The organism is Acetatifactor aquisgranensis, from assembly GCF_943193215.1.
Lineage (GTDB): Bacteria > Bacillota > Clostridia > Lachnospirales > Lachnospiraceae > Acetatifactor > Acetatifactor aquisgranensis.
Genome location: NZ_CALPDH010000003.1, coordinates 135,449 through 157,195 on the forward strand (window position 1 = coordinate 135,449; position 21,747 = coordinate 157,195).

The 21,747-nt window shown below is 53.6% G+C and carries 21 protein-coding genes; all 21 read left to right on the top strand.

What is annotated here, in order from left to right; genetic code table 11:
* Positions 1 to 77: 77 nt before the first annotated feature.
* The gene (locus NFS35_RS03620) at positions 78 to 890 is read left to right on the top strand and encodes a M55 family metallopeptidase (protein WP_251205784.1); all 813 of its coding nucleotides are present in this window, start codon (positions 78 to 80) and stop codon (positions 888 to 890) included.
* Positions 891 to 1,126: 236 nt separating this feature from the next.
* On the top strand, positions 1,127 to 2,053 hold the full coding sequence (locus NFS35_RS03625) for an ABC transporter permease (protein WP_251205785.1): 927 nt from the start codon (positions 1,127 to 1,129) through the stop codon (positions 2,051 to 2,053).
* Positions 2,054 to 2,071: 18 nt separating this feature from the next.
* Positions 2,072 to 2,956: a carbohydrate ABC transporter permease gene (locus tag NFS35_RS03630; RefSeq protein WP_251205786.1), complete on the top strand. Its 885-nt coding sequence runs from the start codon at positions 2,072 to 2,074 to the stop codon at positions 2,954 to 2,956.
* Positions 2,957 to 3,095: 139 nt separating this feature from the next.
* A complete protein-coding gene (locus NFS35_RS03635) occupies positions 3,096 to 4,646 on the top strand; it encodes an ABC transporter substrate-binding protein (protein ID WP_251205787.1) in 1,551 nt (516 codons plus the stop codon).
* 91 nt (positions 4,647 to 4,737) lie between these two features.
* A complete protein-coding gene (locus NFS35_RS03640) occupies positions 4,738 to 5,796 on the top strand; it encodes a response regulator transcription factor (RefSeq protein WP_251205788.1) in 1,059 nt (352 codons plus the stop codon).
* A gap of 1 nt (position 5,797) precedes the next feature.
* Complete coding sequence (locus NFS35_RS03645) at positions 5,798 to 7,627, top strand: cache domain-containing sensor histidine kinase (protein WP_251205789.1); 1,830 nt, start codon at positions 5,798 to 5,800, stop codon at positions 7,625 to 7,627.
* 49 nt (positions 7,628 to 7,676) lie between these two features.
* On the top strand, positions 7,677 to 8,747 hold the full coding sequence (locus NFS35_RS03650; RefSeq protein WP_251205790.1) for a Gfo/Idh/MocA family protein: 1,071 nt from the start codon (positions 7,677 to 7,679) through the stop codon (positions 8,745 to 8,747).
* 69 nt (positions 8,748 to 8,816) lie between these two features.
* Entirely contained in the window at positions 8,817 to 9,674 is an 858-nt protein-coding gene (locus tag NFS35_RS03655) for a Gfo/Idh/MocA family protein (RefSeq protein ID WP_275564660.1), read from the top strand.
* Positions 9,675 to 9,689: 15 nt separating this feature from the next.
* A complete protein-coding gene (locus tag NFS35_RS03660) occupies positions 9,690 to 10,454 on the top strand; it encodes a 6-phosphogluconolactonase (protein WP_251205792.1) in 765 nt (254 codons plus the stop codon).
* Positions 10,451 to 11,431: a Gfo/Idh/MocA family protein gene (locus NFS35_RS03665; RefSeq protein ID WP_251205793.1), complete on the top strand. Its 981-nt coding sequence runs from the start codon at positions 10,451 to 10,453 to the stop codon at positions 11,429 to 11,431. The genes NFS35_RS03660 and NFS35_RS03665 overlap by 4 nt, the downstream gene beginning before the upstream one ends.
* A 97-nt stretch (positions 11,432 to 11,528) precedes the next feature.
* The gene (gene nagA, locus NFS35_RS03670; RefSeq protein ID WP_251205794.1) at positions 11,529 to 12,719 is read left to right on the top strand and encodes an N-acetylglucosamine-6-phosphate deacetylase; all 1,191 of its coding nucleotides are present in this window, start codon (positions 11,529 to 11,531) and stop codon (positions 12,717 to 12,719) included.
* A 91-nt stretch (positions 12,720 to 12,810) separates the two neighbouring features.
* Positions 12,811 to 13,014, top strand: coding sequence for a hypothetical protein (locus NFS35_RS03675; RefSeq protein ID WP_251205795.1), 204 nt, complete (start codon positions 12,811 to 12,813; stop codon positions 13,012 to 13,014).
* A gap of 27 nt (positions 13,015 to 13,041) precedes the next feature.
* The gene (locus tag NFS35_RS29590; RefSeq protein WP_275564661.1) at positions 13,042 to 13,251 is read left to right on the top strand and encodes a glycine radical domain-containing protein; all 210 of its coding nucleotides are present in this window, start codon (positions 13,042 to 13,044) and stop codon (positions 13,249 to 13,251) included.
* 167 nt (positions 13,252 to 13,418) lie between these two features.
* Positions 13,419 to 13,640, top strand: coding sequence for a cation transporter (locus NFS35_RS03685; RefSeq protein ID WP_251205796.1), 222 nt, complete (start codon positions 13,419 to 13,421; stop codon positions 13,638 to 13,640).
* A gap of 84 nt (positions 13,641 to 13,724) precedes the next feature.
* Positions 13,725 to 15,659, top strand: coding sequence for a heavy metal translocating P-type ATPase (locus tag NFS35_RS03690; RefSeq protein ID WP_251205797.1), 1,935 nt, complete (start codon positions 13,725 to 13,727; stop codon positions 15,657 to 15,659).
* A gap of 274 nt (positions 15,660 to 15,933) precedes the next feature.
* Positions 15,934 to 17,052 (top strand): DUF6056 family protein, encoded by a 1,119-nt coding sequence (locus NFS35_RS03695; RefSeq protein WP_251205798.1) that lies wholly within the window; start codon positions 15,934 to 15,936, stop codon positions 17,050 to 17,052.
* 177 nt (positions 17,053 to 17,229) lie between these two features.
* Positions 17,230 to 17,976: a hypothetical protein gene (locus tag NFS35_RS03700; protein WP_251205799.1), complete on the top strand. Its 747-nt coding sequence runs from the start codon at positions 17,230 to 17,232 to the stop codon at positions 17,974 to 17,976.
* 60 nt (positions 17,977 to 18,036) lie between these two features.
* Positions 18,037 to 18,771: a histidine phosphatase family protein gene (locus tag NFS35_RS03705; RefSeq protein ID WP_251205800.1), complete on the top strand. Its 735-nt coding sequence runs from the start codon at positions 18,037 to 18,039 to the stop codon at positions 18,769 to 18,771.
* Between the two features lie 225 nt (positions 18,772 to 18,996).
* A complete protein-coding gene (locus NFS35_RS03710; protein ID WP_251205801.1) occupies positions 18,997 to 19,320 on the top strand; it encodes a PadR family transcriptional regulator in 324 nt (107 codons plus the stop codon).
* A 237-nt stretch (positions 19,321 to 19,557) separates the two neighbouring features.
* Positions 19,558 to 20,478, top strand: coding sequence for an ABC transporter ATP-binding protein (locus NFS35_RS03715; RefSeq protein WP_251205802.1), 921 nt, complete (start codon positions 19,558 to 19,560; stop codon positions 20,476 to 20,478).
* Entirely contained in the window at positions 20,475 to 21,728 is a 1,254-nt protein-coding gene (locus NFS35_RS03720; RefSeq protein WP_251205803.1) for an ABC transporter permease, read from the top strand. Before NFS35_RS03715 ends, NFS35_RS03720 begins: the two co-directional genes overlap by 4 nt.
* The last annotated feature ends 19 nt before the right edge of the window (positions 21,729 to 21,747 follow it).

Sequence of the window (21,747 nt, forward strand, 5' to 3'; positions counted from 1 at the left end):
CCTATGTTCAAAAGAAATAAGGCTGTGCTATTTTGAAAGCGTAATGGAAAAATGGCGCGGAAAGGAGAAGAATATCTATGGAAAGAATCTTAGACGGAAAAAAGTTCTATATCGGAGTGGACTGCGAGGGTGCGGCATGTGTGGTGGGAGAGCCGGGAAAAGGACTGGGGCAGGGTGGCCAGTATCGTTTTGCGGTGCAGCAGGCCGCCAGGGAAGCCAATGCAGCCGCGCAGGAGCTGTTCGAGCTGGGGGCGGAGACTGTGGTAATCTGGGACAATCATGGGAATGGATGTAATTTTGACTATGAGTTATTGGATTCACGTGTAAATATCGCGCTTGGAAGCGGGCACAGGGGACGTTTTCCGCTTTTGGACGAGGACTACGCAGGGGTGATGTTCATCGGATACCATGCCCGGGAAAATACGGCGGGAGCGGTCCTGGCCCATACTTATTCATCCGCGGCATATCAGTACTACAAATTGAATGGCCGTGAAGTGGGGGAGATGGAGGTGGACGCGGCCTTTGCGGCGCTGAAGGAGGTGCCCGTGATGTTCTGCGCATCGGATTACTGCGGGATACGGCAGGCGAAGGAATCTTTCCCCTGGGTGGAAACCGTGGTCACTAAGAAAGGGATGAGCTGGACGTCCGCTGTGAGCAAGCATCCTTTGGCGGTGTGCGAGGAAATCAGGGAAACTGTCCGTCGGGCTGCACTTCGCCTGGAAGAGATGGAATGTTACCGCCTGCCGTCACCGCTGGAGGTGGAAATCCGCTACAAGAGAATGGAGGATGCGTCCAGGGCTATTCTGGTGGATTGGGAGGGAAAGCCATTCGCCTTATCGGATGCTTTCACACGGAAAGGAATCATGAACAGCATAGAGGGACTTTTTTGAGGAAAAGCCAGCAATATAACGGTGGATACATGAGGAAAAAAGACATGCATATAAATAAAGACGAAGAAAATGACAAGAAACAATCTATTCATATATTTTCTACCATAAAAGTATAGAATTTCCCATTTTTCGTTGTATAGATGCATGATATACTTAAATAAGAACAAATGATTTACTAATGAAACGCCGAAACACGTACAGGAAGGCTGCGGATTAGGGAAAGGTATGGGAATTGTATGAAGCGATTGAGAAGATTTGGGCATAGGCTGTGGAAAGACCGTATACTTACGTTGATGGCGCTGCCGGCTCTGGCGCTGATGATTTTATTTAATTATGTGCCTATGAGCGGCCTGGTCCTGGCGTTTAAGAAATTCGACTATTCCAAAGGGCTGTTCTGGAGTCCGTGGAACGGACTGGAGAATTTCAGGCTGCTGTTTTTGTCGGGGGACACTTTCTGGCGCATTACCCGCAATACGCTGCTTTATTATGTGATGTTCACTGCCGTGGGAACAATCTGTGAAGTGGCCCTTGCCATCGGGATTTATGAACTGGTATTTAAAAAACTTGGAAAGGGGATTCAGAGCATCCTGATTCTGCCCACATTCATCTCTTTCGTGGCGGTCTCCTATATTGTGGAGGCCCTGCTGCAGAACAACACAGGCCTGGTGAACCAGTTTTTGATGTCCCTGGGAAAGGAATCCATCTATTTCTACATGGAGAGCAAGTATTGGCCTATGATTCTTCTTCTTGTGAAGATATGGAAAGGCACAGGATACGGATCGGTGCTGTATCTGGCTACTTTGAGCGGCGTGGACACCCAGCTGTATGAGGCGGCCATGCTGGACGGGGCCAACCGACGCCAGCAGCGCCGCTATATCACGCTCCCGATGCTGCTTCCCATGATTACCATCATGCTGCTTTTGAGCATCGGATCCGTGATGCATTCTGACACGGGTATTTTCTATCAGACTACGAAAAATATCGGCGCTCTGTATGAGACGACCCAGGTGCTGGACAGCTATGTGCTGAATGCTATCATGAAGTCTTCAAATTACGGTGTGACGACGGCCATTACCCTGTACCAGTCGGTGATAGGCTTTGCGCTGACCGTTTCAGTCAATATGGTTGTCCGGAAGATTTCTCCGGAGAACGCATTGTTTTAGAAAGGGGGTGGCGGCTTTATGAGGAAAAAGGTTACGGCAGGGCAGATTATACTTTTGATTGTGCTGATTATTTTGGCGGCGGCCTGTCTGTTTCCCCTGGCATTGGTAGTAACGGCATCGTTCAGCAGTGAAATCAGTTTGATTCAGAACGGATTCCTTCTGATACCAGAAGAGTGGTCGCTGGACGGATGGAACTATGTGATGAACCTGGGTACGCAGCTTTTGGTCTCGTATCGCAATACATTTTTCATCACGATTGTGGGGACTCTGACCAGTCTGCTGGTGATGAGCATGCTGGCGTTCGTGCTGAGCCACCGCGACTTCGTATTTCGGAAACTCATCACCATGATATTGCTGGGAACCATGCTGTTTTCCGGAGGGAGGCTCGCCACCTATCTGGTCAATACCACGATTTACCATCTGAAAGACACGATGCTGATTTTGTGCCTGCCCACGGTATCGGCGATGTATGTGATCATCCTGCGCACTTATATCCAGCAGAACATTACGGATTCCCTGCTGGATTCAGCGAAGATAGACGGAGCGGGAGACTTCAGGATTTATGCGCAGATTGTCATGCCTCTGCTCCCGCCTGCGCTTGCGTCAGTGGGATTCATGGTGGCCATCGGTTACTGGAACAACTGGGAGACCAGTTATCTGTACATAACCAGCAACAGCAAAATGCCTCTGCAGCTGCTGTTGATGAAGACGGAGAAGATGATTGAAGAGCTCAACAGGAGCGACATCGGGGCCCAGGCCCTGGCGATGATGTCAGAAATGCTTCCATCGGTCAGCGCCCGTATGGCCATGCTGATTACGGTGCTGGGGCCGATAATGATCGCTTATCCGTTCTTCCAGAGGTATTTCATACAGGGTCTGACGGTTGGATCCGTGAAAGGCTAAGCGGGCTGAAGCAGGTTTTAGCCAGAGTATTTCTGAATGAAAGGCAACGCCAGGCGCCGGCGTATGAATTCGGTATGTACTGTGGTTTAAAATAGACGCAAAAAGGTTAAGTTAGACTATAGAGGAAGAGGAGAGAAGAATGAAGAAGAAAGCATTGAAGGTTCTGGCAATGGCACTTACGATGACCGCTGGCATGCTGACAGCCTGTGGAGATCCGGGCGGTTCCGGATCCTCGGACAAAGCGGAGGGCAATTCGCAGAGCCGCTCGGAAAGCAGTGTGGAAGAAAGTTCTGAAAGCTCGCAGCAGGCTCAGGAGAGCGGCGGCAACGATGCTGCCGGGGAAACCGTGAACATCAAATGGTACCGCTATCAGCCCTATGCCGATGCGGACGAACAGGAAGTGGTAGATGCCATCAATGCCTATATCGAGCCTTTGATTGGGGTGACAGTCACGGTGATAAATGCCGGTCAGATGGAGGAGCTGGATCTGGCCCTGGCGTCGGGGGAGGACATCGACATTTTCTGGGCTGCTTCATGGAAAAATGGTTTTACCTATGTAAAAAATAATTCCGCCATGGACCTGACGGATTTGATTCCCAACTATCCGGTTCTGCAGGAATCTATTCCGGAAAATATCTGGGAAGGCGCAAAGCTCAACGGCCGGAATTACTATGTGCCCATTTACAAAGAGTCCGCCACAGGCTATGGAATGGTATATCCTCTGGAAGTGGCAGAGAGATACGGATGGGATATGGACAGCGTGAAGACCATGGCCGATTTGACCCCTCTGCTTCAGGATGCCTATGAGGGCGGCGCGACCCGTGCATATTGCGGAAGCGGGCTGGAGTTTGCGAACTCCCATGTAGATGACTACAGCTTCATTGAGTACCGTTATTGCGTCAAAGCAGACGGCAGCGACAGTACTGTGATGAATATGGCCGATTTGCCAGAGTATGCCGAGTTCCTGAAACTGAGGCGGGAATGGAATCAGGCAGGATATATCAACGGAGATTATATTGAGGGGTATACCACCGGTGCGGATTTGATACAGCTTACGGCAAACGGCGATGCAGTTTTCTCGGCCTGGGCAATCGTGCCTGACGGCGAAGGCATTGCCAGCGCCCGTTTCGGCATACCCTGCGGAATTGTCGAACTGACAGGCAGTTACATCAATACCAATTCCCCTTTCGGCTCCGCATATATGATCAATGTGAACACACAGAAAGCGGATGCCTGCCTGAAGTTCCTGGAACTGCTGAGCACGGATGAGACATTGGCGAACCTGGCTGTCTATGGCATCGAAGGAAAACATTACAATCTGACAGAGGACGGCAGGGTCCAGACAGTGGAGAACAGCGGATTTGGGTATTCCACATGGTCTTCCTGCAGCGTCCTGGCACCTACTCTGCAGGTGGGAGAAGCGGAGAACAAGAAAGAGCTGTACGATGAGTTCAACAAAGAGGCCCAGGTTGCCGTTCACAGCGGATTCTATTTTGACAATACCAATGTAGAGTCTGAGATGGCAGCGATTGACGCGGTCTATGATGAGTATCAGGATTTGCTGGAATTTGGATTTTATGATCCGGAAGTCTATCTGCCCAAGTTTCAGGAGGCCTTGAAGACGGCCGGAGTGGACAAGGTGATTGCCGAGATTCAGTCTCAGTACGATGCGTGGCTGCAGGTGAAATAAGCCCTGAGCAGAAAAAATGTTGAAGAAAGGTCAAGGGGGAGGCGGGATGTTTTGTGTCCCGCTTTCCCGCTATATCAGGAGGTGGGCGCGAATGAAGAAAATAGGGAGAATGGAGGTATTGGTAGTGGATGATGACCCTACCATCTGCCAGTGCCTGCAGCAGCTGATTGACTGGGAGGAAATCGGATGCGGTAAGCCCCTGTGCGCCCATAATGGTGCGGATGCGCTGGCCATGATGGAGGAGACATGCCCGGATATAGTAGTCTGCGATATCAAGATGCCTGTGATGGACGGGAAAGAACTGTGCCGTCTGATTTATGAAAAGTATCCGGCCATCCATGTCTTTTTTGTGAGCGCGTACGAGGATTTTGCCACGGCCCAGATTGCGATACGCTACCATGTAAAGGGGTATGTGCTGAAGCCTTTGGACAAAGAGACGCTGAAGCATCTGCAGAATATGATCTATGAGGTGGTGAACCAGCAGGAAAATGCCGTATTCTGCAGGAAGATATACGAGGATGAATACAGAGATGCCTTAAAATGCGCCATAGAAGAGAAGAGCATGGAGCTGCCGGAAGGAATTTTTGCGAAACTGGAGGAGATGCAGGATGATCCGGCGGTGCAGAATGTCCCCATATGGCCTCATCTGCTTGCCCCCATCATTGAATACAGGAACAGCAATCTGAAGATGGATTTGGGGATTTTGTTTGAGACGGAGCGGAGGATGAAAAGAGAGATCATGGAATGCTCTTTTGTGGACAGGATAGGATATCTGCGCCGTCAGTACCAGGATGTCATGAAAGAGGCCGGATACGGCAACGACAACATCATATGGGAGATACAGAAAGTGATCAGGGAACGTTTTTCTTCACCGGATTTGGATGTAAATGTGCTGGCACAGTTGTATGACATGTCGCCGGTGTACCTGGGACGCCTGTACCTGGAGCGCACCGGGATGAAGATTACGGAATACATCCAGGAGAATCGGATCAGGTTCGCCTGTTCCGAGCTGCGCTACAGCTATAAATCGATTAAAGAGATCGCGATGCTGTCTGGTTACCGGGATGCAGGATATTTCAATAAAGTGTTCCGCCGCAAGATGAATATGACGCCCGTGGAGTACAGAGAGAGATACTGGGAGAAAGATTGAAATGAGTAAACTGTGGGAAAGCATCAGTCTGCGGAAAAAGGTGCCGCTGGTGTTCTGCACATTGCTGTTCGTGGTAATCGCGACTATGGGCGCCACGCTTTTTCTGTATTATCACCGTGCGTTTCAGGAATATTTCAGAAAGTCTTTCAATGTCATGATCACGGCAAATGCCCATTCCGTGGAAGAAGTATTGGGCAGCATGGTGATGGCGGTGGATATGGTGAATGACAATGAAGAAGCGTTCATCACCAGCGATTCAAAAAATATGCAGTCCCTGGCCAACCTGATTGTCAACACAGTTCCGAAACAGGACGGATCCAATCTGGTCTATATCAAAGGAGAGCTTGCAATGGCCAAAAATAATCTGGCACAGCAGTTCTATAGGGCATCCTCCTATGGGCTGATTGTAAAGGACACATATCCGCTGGCCCAATATTTTGGCAGATGGAGCGGCTTTGGACGCAAAGGGATTTTTGACGATGAGGGAATGGAGGAGGACTGGTACAAGGAGACCCTGGAGAAAGACGGAGAGCTTTTCTGGTTTACCAGACAGGAAGCCCCGAATCAGCTTTTTATGGCAAAGCGGCTGAAATATAGATACTACAACCGAAATCTGAATGAGTATGACATACGGGATCTGGGCGTCATGTATGCGGGGCTTGACCTGACATCCATGGATACCTGGATGGACCTTTCCGAAATGCCGGAAAAAGTCGAGATTGTGATTCTGGACGCCCAGGGAGACATCCTGTATTCCAACCGGGAGGACGCGGAACTGCTGAATAAAGACAATATCGGAACCGCAATGGAAAATGCTGCAGAGGACGCGGCGTTTTATGGAGATGGAAAAAGGGGACGGTATCTGCTTCAGGGAAACGAGATGGCTCAGGGGCTGTATCTGCTGACCGCCATACCCGCCGATGTGATCGACAGGATGTCCCTGGAGATGCTGAGCGTGCTTCTGCTCTTGCTGGTGGCCGCTGTTGTGACCGGCATGATTCTTGTGGGAATCGTGAGCCGTTCTGTCACAAGGCCCATCATCCGTCTGGCAGGGCAGATGAAGCTGGGAATCACGGAACCGGTGGAGGACGAGGCTCCAGGCGGGAATGAAATCAGGATATTGTACCAGGGATACAACCAGATGCAGAAAAAAATCCAGGAGATGATAAAGGATGTGTGGGAGAACGCGGAGCGGCGAAAGGAAGCGGAGCTGAAGACCCTGCAGGCACAGATCAATCCCCATTTCATCTACAATACCATGGGAACCATCAGCTGTGAGGCGCTTCTGCGCGGGGAAGATATCATCGCGAAGCAGCTCAACATGCTGGCATCCATTATGCGCTACAGCACGAAAAATCCGGACAGCCTGGTCCCGCTGAGGAAAGAAATCCAGATTATCCGGCAGTATGCCGACATCCAGAAACTGAGCCGGGGGGTCAATATGACATTTACCTACGAGATAGACCCGGCATGCGAAGATATCCTGATTCCCAAGCTGATGATTCAGCCATTGGTGGAAAATGCCGTCATCCATGGAATTGACTATACCAGAAAAGACGGCAATATACGCATCAGCGCAAAAATAGAAGATGAAAGCGTAGTCGTTGCGGTGGCGGACAACGGAGTGGGCGGGGATATGGAGGCGATCAACCGATATACCCGCGGAGAACAGAGCCTGGATAATGACCATGACAGCCTGGGAGTGCGGAATGTATATGAGCGCATCTGCGGCGTCTATGGAGAGAACGGCAGCCTGGTGTACCGGAGGGTGGGGGAGGATACGGAGGCAGTGGTCACTATTATGATGAAAGCGCGTGGTCATGTGATATAGGAACATATTTTGACTAAATCATTAAGTAAAAAGAAAGGATGGGCGGAACATGAAGAGACTGAAAATTGCCATAATTGGCCAGGGCAGAAGCGGGCGGGATATCCATGGCGCATACCTGAAGAAAGAGGAGAATGTATATTTTGAGGTGGCGGCAGTAGTGGAGGCGGATGAGCTCCGGCGCCTGAGAGCGGAGCAGGAGTATCCGGGATGTATGGGGCATGCGGATTACAGAGAGCTGTTCGTGCGGACGGATATCGACCTGGTAGTGAACGCCTCCTACTCGGAGCAGCACTATTCCATTACGAAAGATCTGCTGGAGCATCATTTCAATGTACTGGTGGAGAAACCCTTTGCGCGCAATTATTACGAATGCTGCGATCTGATCAATACCGCAAAGAAATGCGGCGTGACGCTGGCAGTCTTCCAGCAGACATTTTTTGCGCCGTATTATCTGGAGGCAAAAGAAATCGCCGACAGCGGAAAAATTGGGGAAATCAAACAGGTGAGCGTCCGCTTCAACAATCTTGCCAGACGCTGGGACTGGCAGACGCTGCAGAAGAAAATGGGCGGAGGCGCCTACAACACAGGCCCCCATCCGATTGGAATCGCCCTGGCATTCCTTGGGTTTGACGACAGGATACAGGTCGCGTTCTCAAAGCTGGATCTGGCGCTTACCAGCGGCGACGGAGAGGATTACGCGAAGATGATTCTCACGGCGCCGGGCAGACCGGTGGTGGATGTGGAAATCAATTCCACAGATGCGTTCAGCGACTACAACATAAAGATTCAGGGATCCATGGGAACTTATCAGTGCACTGCCCAGGGATACAAGATGAAATACCTTGTAAAAGGAGAGAACCAGAATCGTCCGGTGATCGAGGAGAGCCTGAAAGATGAAGAAGGCTTCCCCATATATTGCCAGGAGGATCTGAAGACGCATCAGGAGGAAGGAAGCTTTTCCGGAACGGCTTTTGACGCGGGCACCAAAGGATTGTATGAAAATCTTTATGAAGCTCTGACAAAAGGAACGCCCCTGGCGGTGACATGCGCACATGCGGCGAAAATCATTCAGGTAATTGAATGCGCGCATGCCCAGAACCCTCTTGAAGTGAAGTATTAGCGGGATGCGGCGAGAGGAGTCCTGCCAGCGGCGGAAAACAGTCAGATAAGCAGACAAGAAAGGGAGATTATGTATAAGGTAGCGATATTAGGATGTGAAAATTCTCATGCCAACTTTTTTCTGGAATATTTTGTGGAAAAGAAAGTGGTGGGTGATGTAGAGGTCATGGGGGTCTACAGCGATGACGCGGAGGCGGCCAGAAAGCTGCAGGCTCAGTTTGGCGTCAACGTGATGGAGCATTACGATGACTTCGTGGGAAAGCTCGATGGATTGATCATCACGGCACGGCACGGCGATAACCATTATAAATACGCAAAGCCCTATCTGGGCGACGGAATCCCCATGTTCATCGACAAGCCGATCACCGTGTCGGAGAAAGATGCCAGGGAGTTCAGGCGGGAACTGGAGGAGAACCGAATCCCTGTCAGCGGCGGCTCCATGTGCATGTATGATGGGCTCGTACAGGAATTGAAAAAAGCGGTGGAAGACCGGACGTACGGTGTCGTCTACGGCGGAAGCCTGAGGTCTCCTGTGTCCCTGGACAATATATATGGCGGATTTTATTTTTATTCCCAGCATCTGGTTCAGGTGCTGGGCGAAATCTTCGGATATTATCCCAGATCCGTCCAGGCGTTTCCCGGAAAAAACGCTTACACATGCGTCTTCCGCTATGAGGGCTATGATGTGACCGGGGTATATGTGGAAGGGAACTATACATATTATGCGGGCATCAGCTGCGAAAAAGAATATGTGGGCGGCATGTACGCGCTGGAGAATTGCGCGGAAAGGGAAGTCGAGGCGTTCTATCGAATCCTGACAGGAGGCAGCCAGGAAATGAGCTACGAGGATTTCTTTGCGCCGGTGTATATTCTGAATGCGATCCATCGTTCTGTACAGAGCGGAAAAGAAGAGGCCATATCGTTTTAAGACAGGAGGGTAATTATGCTGTTGCGGGAAATACATGCGGACAGGCTGAAAGCGTCTGTCTATGAGAATCGGAGGGAGATGGGAAAAGCGGCGGCCCGGGCGGCCGCGGCTGCCATCCAGAAAGTGATGGAAGAGAAAGGGGAGGCCAATGTGATTTTTGCGGCTGCGCCCTCCCAGAACGAAATGCTGGAGGCTCTGTTGGAAGAGGAAATTGATTTTTCCGCGGTGAACGCGTTCCATATGGATGAGTATATGGGCCTGGGGCCGGAGGATGACAGATCCTTTGCCAGTTATCTCACGGAGCATCTGTTCGGAAAAGCCAGCTTCAGATCAGTGCACCTGATCGCGGCCAGGGGGGATACGGCAGAGGGCTGCAGCGGCTATGCGGCGCTGCTCAAAGACTATCCGCCGGATGTGGTGTGCATGGGCATCGGAGAGAACGGTCATATTGCTTTTAACGATCCGCCTGTGGCAGACTTTGAAGACAAAGAAGTAATCAAAACGGTGGAACTGGAGGAGGCGTGCAGACGGCAGCAGGTACATGACGGATACTTTGGGAGCCTGGAGGAAGTGCCCCGCTACGCCCTGACGCTTACGGTGCCCGCCCTGATGGCGGCAGAGTATATTGTCTGCACGGTGCCGGGGCCTGCCAAGGCGGAGGCGGTGAGAAAGACGCTTTACGGAAACATTGGCGAGCACTGCCCGGCGACGGCATTGCGCAGACACAGAAACGCGGAAATGTTCCTGGACAGGGACAGCGCGCGGGGGGAATCAGAGTGAAAATACTGTTTAATGGATTTCAACATGGGCATGTGGATTTATTGTACCGGCAGGCCTTGAAGATGCCGGGGCTGGAAATAGCCGCATGCTTGGAAGAAGACGGAAGGGCTGCGGCTGCGGCCGGACAGCGGCTGGGGCTGAAAATAGACGGTGACAGCTATGACACATGGCTACAGAGGGATATCGATATTGTAGTGATTGGTGGGAAGTACGGGCAGAGAGGTCAGGCAGTCATAAAGGCGCTGCGCGCCGGGAAACATGTCATCTCGGACAAGCCCTTATGCACCGACATAAAAGAGATAAACGAGATAGAGAAGATTTCAGAAGAAAATTGCGTTAAAATAGGCTGTATGCTGGATCTGCGGGATCTGCCCTGCGTCGGCAGGGCCAGGGAAATCCTCAGAGAGAAAAGGCTGGGGGAAGTGCGCAGCATATCCTTTAACGGCCAGCACTGCATTGACTATGGGCATCGCCCCGCCTGGTATTTCGAGGAGGGAATGCATGGGGGAACCATCAATGACCTGGCCATCCATGGAATCGACCTGGTCAGAGAACTGACATCTCTGGAGGTGGAAAAGGTGGACGGGGCGCGGACATGGAACTCCTATGCGGTGAAAAATCCGGATTTCAGGGACAGCGCCGTGTTCATGGCGCGCCTCACCAATGGCGCGGAACTTTTGGCGGATGTATCCTATTCCGCCCCCAGCCAGGTGTTTTCCATGCCCACTTACTGGAATTTTAAAATCTGGTGCGAGAGAGGCCTTCTGACATTTCACTATACGGACAGTCGTGTGACGGTTTATGAAGAGGGAGTCCCGGAGCCTCAGATTCTGGAGGGAATCCTTCCGGAGAAAGGATATTTTGAGAGATTCATTGAGGAAATAATGAGAAATTCGGACATCGTTACCAGAAGCGTGATTGAATCTACCAGAACAGCGCTTCGGATACAGAGCGAGGCGGATGCTGCTATGCGGTGAGCCGCCGGGGACTTCTCGCTTATCCGGCACAGGCAATGAAGGCAAAAAACAGGAAAGGCAGAACGGCTGTCTATAAGATTCGATGGGGGCGATGTGGATGGAAGGGAAATATGTGATTCAGGGCGGAAAAGTGATGACTCCGGAAAAAATCCATGAAGAGACAGATTTGGTGATCAGCGGCGGGAAGATTGAAGGGCTGTTCCCCCGCGGAAGCGCGTTTCCTCCGGAATATGAGGTTATCCGGGGAGAGGGACTGTATGTTTCGCCGGGCTTTGTGGACATCCACCAGCACGGAGGCGGCGGAAGCGATTACATGGATGATTGTGAGGACACCTATTACAATGCCACATGGGCGCATATAAAGCATGGCATGACTTCGGTCATGCCGACCCTTGTAGCGGCGGGGCATCAGGGGACGCTTCGGGCGGTGGAACAATATGTAAAGGCCAGCGAGAGCGGCAGAATCTGCTGCAACCTCCTGGGGCTGCATCTGGAGGGGCCTTATCTGTCGCCTGCGCAGGCAGGGGCGATGAAACCGGAAAATATCCGGAATTTCGACTCGAAAGAGTATGAGGCGATTTACAGGGCCTCTCAGGGCATGATCAGGAGATGGAGCGCCGCTCCTGAGGTGAAGGGAGCGGAAGAGTTCGCGGAATTTGCAAAAGAGCGGGGAATCGCGCTGAGCATTGCCCATTCCGATGCGGATTTTGATACTGTCATAAAGGCATATGGCATGGGATTTCGCCATGTGACCCATCTGTATTCGGGCATGAGCTCTGTGACCCGTAGGGGAGGTTTTCGGATTGCGGGTGTGGTGGAAGCGGCTTTTTATCTGGACGGGATGAATGTGGAAATCATAGCGGACGGATGCCATCTGCCCCTCTCTCTGCTGAAGCTGATTGCCAAAATCAAAAAGCCGAAGACGGTGGCGCTGATTACCGATGCCATGCGGGCAGCCGGGCAGGATGTGAAAGAGAGCTACATAGGCAGCAAAGACGATTCGCAGCCAGCCATCATTGAGGACGGAGTGGCCAAAATGATGAGCAGGGAGGCCTTTGCAGGAAGCATCGCCACGCCGGACAGACTGATAAGAACCATGAGGAAGGCTGGGACCTCCCTGGAGGAAGCGGTGAGGATGATGACGGTGTACCCGCTGAGGATGATGGGAGCGGGGGAGACAAAAGGAGAGATCAGGCCAGGATATGACGCCGACCTCTGCCTGTTCGACGAGAGGATAAATATAAAGAAAGTACTCGTGGGAGGAAGAATAGTTTTTGCCGGGCCATGAGGAGGAATGCGCAGAATGACATATGAAAAATTGAAGTCTCAATTACAGACATTCTATTTCCATCACCTGAAAGAAAGCCTGCAGCCCGGAGATGGATGCGGCAGAGGCCCAGTGCGGGAATGTATATCAGCGCAAAGCGATGCAGTATGAGGTTCTGGCCGATCGCTTTGAACCTGTGATTTTTGACAATCCCCCGTTTTATTATGAGATGGGGACGAGAGAGGCCAGATGTGACGGCGCCCACTGGATCAGTCACCCGGGAGGCTGGCTGCTGAGGAAGAACTATGGCCGGTGATTATCTGGCACATGGAATCAAGAGGAGCTGCTTGATGCTTTTGAACGGGTATTTGCTGGGAAGAAGCTTCAGACAATCCAGATCAACTGCCAGAACCGCGAGAATCTGCTGGATGCCCAGATTCACCCGGAGAGACATCAGAACCTGATAGTGCGGATATGTGGCTTTTCTGCCCGGTTCGTGTCGCTCTCTAAGGAGTGGCAGGACGAATTTCTGTCGAGAAATTTCTATGGATAGAGAATGAGGACAACCTTTTTTCTGAAAGGTTGTCCTTTTTGGCGTATCTGGTGCCATAATCTGAAAAATATTTTTTCCTCTTGACATTACAGGGAAATATGGTAATATAAACATATGAACAATGGTTCATATAAAGAGACATAACGGGATGAGGAGGAAACAGTCTTATGAAGAAAACGTACAAAATCGAGGTAGATTGCGCGAACTGCGCCCTGAAGATGGAAGAGGCGGCCAAGAAAGTGGAAGGCGTCCAGGCGGCCACGGTCAGCTTCATGACCCAGAAGATGAAAGTGGAATTCGCGGAAGGGGCGGACGAGAAAGATGTGATGCAGTCTGTGCGCAAGGCCTGCAAGAAAGTGGAGGACGACTGCGAGATCTTTCTGGATTAAAATTAAGGAGAAGCCTCTTTCCTGCAGTAGTGCGGCAGAGAGGCTTTTTTCATAGAACGCAAGAGGGAAAGGAGGAATGATGACATGACGAAAAAACAGAAAAAAGTACTCTACAGAATAATAATAGCGGCAGTGCTCATGGCAGCGCTGCAGTTCGTGCCGGTGACGGGATACCTGCGGTTCGCGCTGTATCTGGTGCCCTATCTGATTATCGGCTATGACATCCTGCGGAAAGCGGCGCTTGGCATCAGCCATGGGGAGGTGTTCGACGAGAACTTCCTGATGGCAGTGGCCACGGTGGGAGCCATGCTGCTGGGCATCTACAATGAGACGAAAGGGCTGGAGGGCGAGTTCGCCGAGGGAGTGGCCGTCATGCTGTTCTATCAGATCGGCGAGCTGTTCCAGGCGGTGGCGGTGGGGAAGAGCCGGAAAAACATCAGCGCTCTCATGGACATCCGCCCGGACTACGCCAACATCGAGGATGAGGACGGGAACCTGGAGCAGGTGGATCCCGATGATGTGGAGCCGGGCACTGTCATCGTAGTGCAGCCCGGGGAGAAAGTGCCCATCGACGGTGTGGTGGAGGAGGGGGATTCCACCCTGAACACCAGCGCCCTTACCGGGGAGAGCGTGCCCAGGGAGGTGCGCGCCGGGGAGGAGGTCATCAGCGGCTGCGTGAACCTGACGGGTCTGCTGCGGATACGGACCACAAAGGAATTCGGGGAGTCCACAGTGTCGAAAATCCTGGATTTGGTGGAGAATTCCAGCATGAAAAAGGCCAGGACCGAGAACTTCATCACGAAATTCGCCAGATACTACACTCCTGCCGTGTGCTACAGCGCGCTGGCGCTGGCAGTGATTCCGTCGCTGGTGAACCTGATTATGGGGAATCCCGCGGACTGGAGCACATGGGTCATCCGGGCATTGACTTTCCTGGTCATCAGCTGCCCCTGCGCTCTGGTGATATCCATTCCGCTGAGCTTCTTCGGCGGAATCGGCGGGGCATCAGCCTGCGGCATCCTGGTGAAAGGCTCCAACTACCTGGAGGCCCTGGCGCAGACGAAGTATGTGGTCTTCGACAAGACCGGCACGCTGACCAAAGGGGTCTTTCAGGTGACGCAGGTGTGCCCGTCCCCGGAATTTATGGCAGCCGGATTTGCGAAAGCGGCGGAGGCAGCCAAAGAGCGCCTGCTGGAGCTGGCTGCCTGCGCGGAGAGCTATTCCGGCCACCCCATCAGTAAGAGCTTGAAGGAGGCCTGCGGCAAAGAGATTCATCCCTCCCATGTGTCTGACGTGGAGGAGATAAGCGGCCATGGCGTGACAGCGACGGTGGAAGGGATGAAAGTGGCGGCGGGCAATGCCAGACTGATGGAAAGCCTGGGCCTTGCCTATGAAAAGAAGCCCCAGGCGGGGACCATCGTCCATGTGGCGGTGGACGGCAGGTATGCGGGCTATATCCTGATAACGGATGTGGTCAAGGAGCAGTCCGGGGAGGCCATTGCGGCCCTGAAAGCAGCAGGTGTGAAGAAGACCGTGATGCTCACCGGTGATGGGAAGCTCACGGCGGAGCATGTGGCGGCGCAGCTGGGACTGGACGAGGTCAGGAGCGAGCTGCTGCCCGCGGACAAGGTGGCGGCAGTGGAGGAGCTGCTGGCAGAGAAAGGGGTCAAGGAGAACCTGGCTTTCGTGGGCGACGGCATCAATGACGCGCCGGTGCTCTCCAGGGCGGATATCGGCGTGGCCATGGGGGCTTTGGGCTCCGACGCGGCCATCGAGGCGGCGGACATTGTGCTCATGGACGACAATCCCATGAAGCTGGCCCTGGCCATGCGCATTTCCAGGAAATGCCTGCGCGTCGTCTACGAGAATATCGTATTCGCCCTTGCGGTCAAGGCAATCTGCCTTGTCCTGGGAGCCGTTGGCCTGGCGAATATGTGGATTGCCATCTTTGCCGATGTGGGCGTCATGGTGCTGGCGGTGCTGAACGCCATCCGATGCCTGAAAGTGAAAGCGGACTGACCTGGATTTCCCGGCATCGGGTTGGGCAATGGGCAGGACGTTGAGAATGGATATATGCTAAAAGGCCTCTCCTGATAATGGGGGAGGCCTCTTTTGATGCCGTCCCGGAAAAAACACTATGTCACTTTTGGAGAAATCATGGTATAATGACCCTATTCGAGACTGGGGCGGCCGGATGGTCATAAGAACCATGGGCTTTCTGGACGCAGGCATGATATCCTGTTTAGGGAAACCGTAATGTGACAGGGCCGTATGAAAAGGGAGGTGGAGCAGAGTGCCTTTTAAAGACAATCATGAAAAGAAAAAGGCTTTCTATGGAACAGCTGCGGCTGTGGCCGGGATTTTGATTCTGGCTGTGGCCGAATGGATCTGCCACAGGAGAGTGCCTTTTATGATGGACGACCTCTGGTACGCCACCAACCTGAAGACCGACCAGACGCTGCAGGGCCTGGGGGATGTCCTGGAAAGCCAGCTCTGGCATTTTATGAACTGGGGCGGCCGCTGCGTGACCCATGGCATCCTGCAACTGACACTGATGTCAGGAGAGCTTGCGGCGGATATCCTGAATCTGGCCGCGACGCTCCTGCTGGGCTGGATGGTCTGCGTGACGGCGGGCTGGAGGAAGCCTTTTTGCTTCCTGTGCGCCTCTTCCCTGATTGTGGCGCTGAATGCCAATGTGAAGATGAGCATGTTCTGGCAGGCGGGAACCGTGAATTATGTCTATTCGTCCGTGTGGATCCTGGCATTTTTATGGCCCTGGCTCAGGCAGGTGGAAAAGCCGGAGAGCGGTTCCCTGCCCCTGGTGAATCTGTGGATCCTGCCCCTGGGGCTGATGGCGGGGTGGAGCAATGAGAACATGGGGCCGGCCAGCCTGCTGACGGCCCTGGCAGCCACGGTCTACCTGGTAAAGGGGCAGAAACGTAAGGCCTGTGCCTGGATGGTGTCCGGCATGGGGACCTGTCTGCTCGGGAGCATCCTGGTGGTGGCGGCGCCTGGCAATTTCGTCCGGGCATCGGCGGTGGAGAAGCTTCCCTTTGGAGAGTGGCTGTACGAGCGTTTCTTCTCCATGCTCCGGGCGGGCGCGGATTATCTGTTTCCCTCAGCGGTGCTGCTGGCGGCTGTGCTTCTGTTCTGGACAGTGTGCCTGAAGGGCAGGCTGCGCCCGGCACAGTGGATGCTGCTGGCGCTGGCGGTGCTGTCCTATGGGGCCATGGCGCTGTCCCCCCATTACCCGGACAGGGCTACATTCGGCACCATGACGGTGTGCGTCGCGCTGAGCCTGTCGGTGCTGAAGGATATCCTGGAAAAGAAGCGGGCGATGGGAATCTATGCAGGCGGCATGGCATTCTGCTACTGGGTCTATGCAATATATGTGGTGAGCGTGTTACGATAATTTGGTATATCGGTATTAAAATGACGATAAAACAGATAAACTGCGATTTGGCAGCGGAATCGGGAACAGGCATCTGTCATGGCATAGAGATTTCGGCCTTGCGGGATGCGCGATGCCGGGCGGCGGTTCCATGGCTGTCAGGGCAATTGGATTCAGACGGAAAGGGATAAAGGCAGGATGAAAGAAAATGGCTTGAAACAGTATGCGAAGTGGATACAGGCGGCATTTGCCGCAGTCCTCATCCTGTTTGCGGCACTGACCCTCCATGATATGCAGACAGCGGAGGGAGCGGGTTTTTATCTGGCCATCAAGGCGGGCAATCAGGACCGGCGGGTGTACGACCTGCTGGTGGATGTAATAGGGATGCTCTGCCTGCTGGCGTTGCTTTTGCTGCCCTGCCTCCTGCAGAAACGCCTGCGGCCTGCTTCTTTCCTGCGATTTGCTTCTGCCAGTCTGGCTTTCCTGCCTGTCATGAGTATGGGGGCGCTGGTCCATCTGGCGGACGGCAGTGACAGGATTGAATTGCGCCAGGCGATTCTGGAGGGGCGGCTGGGCGAGGCTTTTCAGGAGGGAATCGGAGGTCTGCTTCCGATTCTGGCGGCAGGTGTGCCGGTTCTGATATTGGCATTCGGCATGGAAAAGGCAGGCGGCGGGCAGAGCAGAGTGAAAGGACGGGCAGCGTGGCTGAGATGTCTGGGGATTTCTGCCGTCCTGCTTTTGGCGCTTGCGCTTCTATTCCCGGTGCTGACGGATGCCTGCGCCTACCTCATCGTATATCTGCTGCTGATAACTGCATTTTCCCTCTGGGAGAGGCTGAGCGAGATGTATCCGCGATTGGATGCCTGGGGCTGGATTCTGTTCGGCGGGTTCTGGCTGCGGGGGATTGAGCGGATGCTGGAGGTCATGAGCGTCTATCATTTATAGAGGTTGAGATGGCTGGCTTCAGAATTTTTTTATAAAAATACAGAGACAGGAGAGAAAAACATGCGACTGCTGATCATACGGCACGGAGACCCGGACTATGAGAGAGATTCCCTGACGGAAAAGGGCTGGAGAGAGGCCGAACTGCTGTCCCGGCGGCTCTCGAAACTGGAGGTGGCAAAATTCTATGTGTCTTCCCTGGGACGGGCTAAGGACACAGCCTCGCTGACCCTGGAGAAAATGGGCAGGACAGCCATAGAATGTGAGTGGCTGCGGGAATTCTGGCCCAGAATCAAGCGTCCCGATATGGTGGGGAAGAGGGACACCCTGGCCTGGGACTGGCTGCCGGAGGACTGGACGGCAGAGGAAAATTACTTCCGGCGGGACGGATGGTTGGATACGGATATCATGCGGCAGGGCGGCGTAGGCGAGGCCTATGAAGAAGTGATTCGGAATTTCGATGCCCTCCTGGCAGGGCACGGCTATGTCCGGGAGGGGAATCTGTACCGGGTGGAGCGCGCCAATCAGGATACCATCGTGTTCTTCTGCCATTTCGGGCTGGAATGCGTGCTGCTGAGCCGCCTGATGAATACTTCCCCTATGATACTCTGGCACCATCTCTGCGCCGCCCCGTCCTCTGTGACCACGGTCTATACGGAAGAGCGCCGTCCGGGGAAAGCCGCTTTCCGCGTCAGCGCTTTCGGCGACATCTCCCATCTGTACGCAGGCGGGGAGGAGCCCTCTTTCTCTGCCAGATTCTGCGAGACCTATGACAGCGCGGACGAGAGGCACGACTGAGAGGGCGGCGCGCTTTCCACAGGGACTCGGTATATCGAATGTTAAATGCCGGAATTTTGATAACCGGTTCCTCCGTATCAGTCCTCATTCTGTCGAGTTTCATTAAGCGAAACATCCCATGCTTATTTTACAGTTGACACCTGAATGGGAATATGCTATCTTATATTCATGCTCGATATGTCGAGACACGACATGTCGACGGAAGACAGGAGAGGAGGAACCTGCTTGGATGATGCTTTACGGAAAAAATATATACCCATGACCGAGACCACCTATTACACCCTGCTGGCAGTGACCACGCCGCGCCACGGCTATGCCATCATGCAGTTCGTGGGACGGCTCACCCGGGAGCGGCTGCTGCTGGGCACGGGCACCCTCTATACTATGGTGGGACGGCTGGCGGCGGACGGCATCATCCAGGTGCTGCAGGAGGATGGGAAGAAATCCTATCTGCTGACCCAGACAGGGATGGATCTGCTGGGGGAGGAGACCAAGCGCTTGGGCCAGCAGCTGGCCGACGGGCTGAAAATTCTGTCAGGGGGGGCATGAACGGTGGATTAAAGAGACTGCTGCGGAGAGATTCCGTGCGGCATGAATCCGGAGAGTGCGACGTACCTGTCGGAGGGGACAATGGACCTTGGGGGTGCAATGGACCTTGGGGGTGCAATGGACCCGGAGGGCGCAAGCTGCCTGACAGTTGCGCCGCACTGAAAAGAGAGGGCTGGATAAAAAAGCGTATCCGCCCTGTGGAAAAGGAGCGCGCGCCGCAGCGCGCAGATTGGCATCATGATGAAATTAGAAGTAAAAGGCATCCGCAAAAGCTTTGGGGACAGGGAAGTGCTCCATGGCATCGACTTTCATGTGGAGAGCGGTAAGGCGCTGGGGCTATTGGGCAGGAACGGCGCGGGCAAGACCACCACGATCCGTATCCTGATGGATGTGTTCCATGCGAACAGCGGGGAGATTCTGCTGGACGGCAAAGGCTTCGTGCCGTCTAAGCACAGGATAGGCTATCTGCCGGAGGAGCGGGGGCTGTATCCGAAAAGGACAGTCATCGACCAGATGATATACCTGGCCTGCCTGCGGGGGATGAACCCCAGAGAGGCCAAAGCCAGCGCGAAAAAGTGGCTGGCGAGACTGGAAGTGGACGAGTACGAGACCAGGAAGCTGGAGACCCTGTCCAAAGGCAACCAGCAGAAAGTGCAGCTGGCGGCTACTTTGGTGAGTAACCCGGAAATCGTGATTCTGGATGAACCTTTCAGCGGCCTGGATCCGGTGAACTCCCAGATTCTGAAAGATGTGGTGAACGAACTGATAAAAGATGACATCCTCGTCATTTTCTCCAGCCATCAGATGAGCTATGTGGAGGAGTTCTGCGACGATATCGCCGTCATCAATCAGGGCCAGGTAGTGCTGGTGGGGAAGCTGAAAGAAATCAAGCGGGAGTACGGCAGGAACCGGCTGATGCTTTCGGCGGAGAACTATGCGTTGGAGGAGCTGGCCCGGAAAGTGGAGCGGGAGTGGGCGGACCTGATAAGCGTCTCCGACAGGAAGAAAGAGTTTTTGATCCTGGAACTGAAAGAGGGGGCCGACAGGCGGAAAGTGATGGCCGCGCTGGCCCGGTCGGATGTGGATGTGGAGCGGTTCGGCGGATACGAGCCCTCGCTGAATGATATCTTCGTGGAGAAAGTGGGTGAGGAAGAATGAGAAGATTTTTGATTGTGCTGAAATATGAGCTGAAAGAATATTTTACCAACAAGGTGTTCATGGGACTGACTGCGGTGCTGGTGATTCTGGGGGCGGCTGCTCTGTTTCTGCCCCGCTTTGTGGATATGTCCGACTTTACCGGTGTGCAGTCAGCGGCAGGCGGGGAAGAGTCCGGCGACGAGGGCGCCGGGGGAGAGAAGTCCCTGCTTTTGTATGTGGACCAGGCAGGCGTCGTCCGTGCGGAGACGCTGGACGGGATGTTCCCGGGGGCGGACTGGCAGGAGGCGGCGGACGTGGACTCGCTGCGGGCTGCAGTGGAGGCGCAGGAGGCGGAAGCCGGCTTTGTGGTGACCGGGGCTGCGGAGTATGAATACTATGTATACAATAAAGCCATGACCGATACCAATACCGCCGTTTTCGACCAGGCCATGAAGCTTTTCTACCGCATGGACTACTGCCGGACCCATGGCCTGGACCTGGAGGAGATCGCCTCCATGTATGACGTGCCCGTCACGGTCACGGAGCAGATTCTGAACAAGGACTCCGGGAGCAATTACTGGTACTGCTATGTGCTGGTCATCGTAGTGTTCATGCTGATTGTCTACTATGGGCAGATGATCGCGGTCTCCGTCACTAATGAGAAGAGCAACCGGGCCATCGAGGTACTGGTCACCAGCACCTCCTCCAACAGCCTGCTGTTCGGCAAGGTGATCGCGGGGGCCATCGGGGGAGTGTTCCAGATGGGCCTGATTCTTGGGGCCATCCTGCTCTCCTATCAGGTCAACAGGCAGCAGTGGGGCGGCATGCTGGACATGTTCCTGCATATTCCCGGTGACGTGCTGCTGTCATTCGCTTTCTTCGGGCTGGGCGGCTATCTGTTCTACGCTTTCCTCTACGGAGCCATGGGCGCCCTGGTGAGCAAGACCGAGGACATCAGCAAAAGCGTGTCCGGTCTGATGGTGGTGATCATGGTGGTGTACTTCTTCTCGCTGATGCAGCTGATGAACGTGGACGGACCGGTAATCAAGGTATTGTCCTTCCTGCCGATCAGCTCCTACAGCACCATGTTCGCCCGGGTGGCCATGGGCAGCGTGGCGGCATGGGAAATCGTGGTATCTTTCCTGATACTGGCGGTGTCCATCATAGGCACCGGGATGCTGGGAGCGAAGCTTTACCGCATGGGCACCTTGCGCTATGGCAATCCGATTAAAATCGGTACGGCGCTGAAGAGTCTGCGGGGGAACGATTGAATATTTGTTATTTTTGTTT

What these genes read in the sequence shown, in the direction of transcription:
- NFS35_RS03620 (WP_251205784.1), top strand. Translation starts at nt 78, where the DNA reads ATGGAAAGAATCTTAGACGGAAAAAAGTTCTATATCGGAGTGGACTGC.
- NFS35_RS03625 (WP_251205785.1), top strand. Translation starts at nt 1,127, where the DNA reads ATGAAGCGATTGAGAAGATTTGGGCATAGGCTGTGGAAAGACCGTATA.
- NFS35_RS03630 (WP_251205786.1), top strand. Translation starts at nt 2,072, where the DNA reads ATGAGGAAAAAGGTTACGGCAGGGCAGATTATACTTTTGATTGTGCTG.
- NFS35_RS03635 (WP_251205787.1), top strand. Translation starts at nt 3,096, where the DNA reads ATGAAGAAGAAAGCATTGAAGGTTCTGGCAATGGCACTTACGATGACC.
- NFS35_RS03640 (WP_251205788.1), top strand. Translation starts at nt 4,738, where the DNA reads ATGAAGAAAATAGGGAGAATGGAGGTATTGGTAGTGGATGATGACCCT.
- NFS35_RS03645 (WP_251205789.1), top strand. Translation starts at nt 5,798, where the DNA reads ATGAGTAAACTGTGGGAAAGCATCAGTCTGCGGAAAAAGGTGCCGCTG.
- NFS35_RS03650 (WP_251205790.1), top strand. Translation starts at nt 7,677, where the DNA reads ATGAAGAGACTGAAAATTGCCATAATTGGCCAGGGCAGAAGCGGGCGG.
- NFS35_RS03655 (WP_275564660.1), top strand. Translation starts at nt 8,817, where the DNA reads ATGTATAAGGTAGCGATATTAGGATGTGAAAATTCTCATGCCAACTTT.
- NFS35_RS03660 (WP_251205792.1), top strand. Translation starts at nt 9,690, where the DNA reads ATGCTGTTGCGGGAAATACATGCGGACAGGCTGAAAGCGTCTGTCTAT.
- nagA (WP_251205794.1), top strand. Translation starts at nt 11,529, where the DNA reads ATGGAAGGGAAATATGTGATTCAGGGCGGAAAAGTGATGACTCCGGAA.
- NFS35_RS03675 (WP_251205795.1), top strand. Translation starts at nt 12,811, where the DNA reads ATGGATGCGGCAGAGGCCCAGTGCGGGAATGTATATCAGCGCAAAGCG.
- NFS35_RS03685 (WP_251205796.1), top strand. Translation starts at nt 13,419, where the DNA reads ATGAAGAAAACGTACAAAATCGAGGTAGATTGCGCGAACTGCGCCCTG.
- NFS35_RS03690 (WP_251205797.1), top strand. Translation starts at nt 13,725, where the DNA reads ATGACGAAAAAACAGAAAAAAGTACTCTACAGAATAATAATAGCGGCA.
- NFS35_RS03700 (WP_251205799.1), top strand. Translation starts at nt 17,230, where the DNA reads ATGAAAGAAAATGGCTTGAAACAGTATGCGAAGTGGATACAGGCGGCA.
- NFS35_RS03705 (WP_251205800.1), top strand. Translation starts at nt 18,037, where the DNA reads ATGCGACTGCTGATCATACGGCACGGAGACCCGGACTATGAGAGAGAT.
- NFS35_RS03715 (WP_251205802.1), top strand. Translation starts at nt 19,558, where the DNA reads ATGATGAAATTAGAAGTAAAAGGCATCCGCAAAAGCTTTGGGGACAGG.
- NFS35_RS03720 (WP_251205803.1), top strand. Translation starts at nt 20,475, where the DNA reads ATGAGAAGATTTTTGATTGTGCTGAAATATGAGCTGAAAGAATATTTT.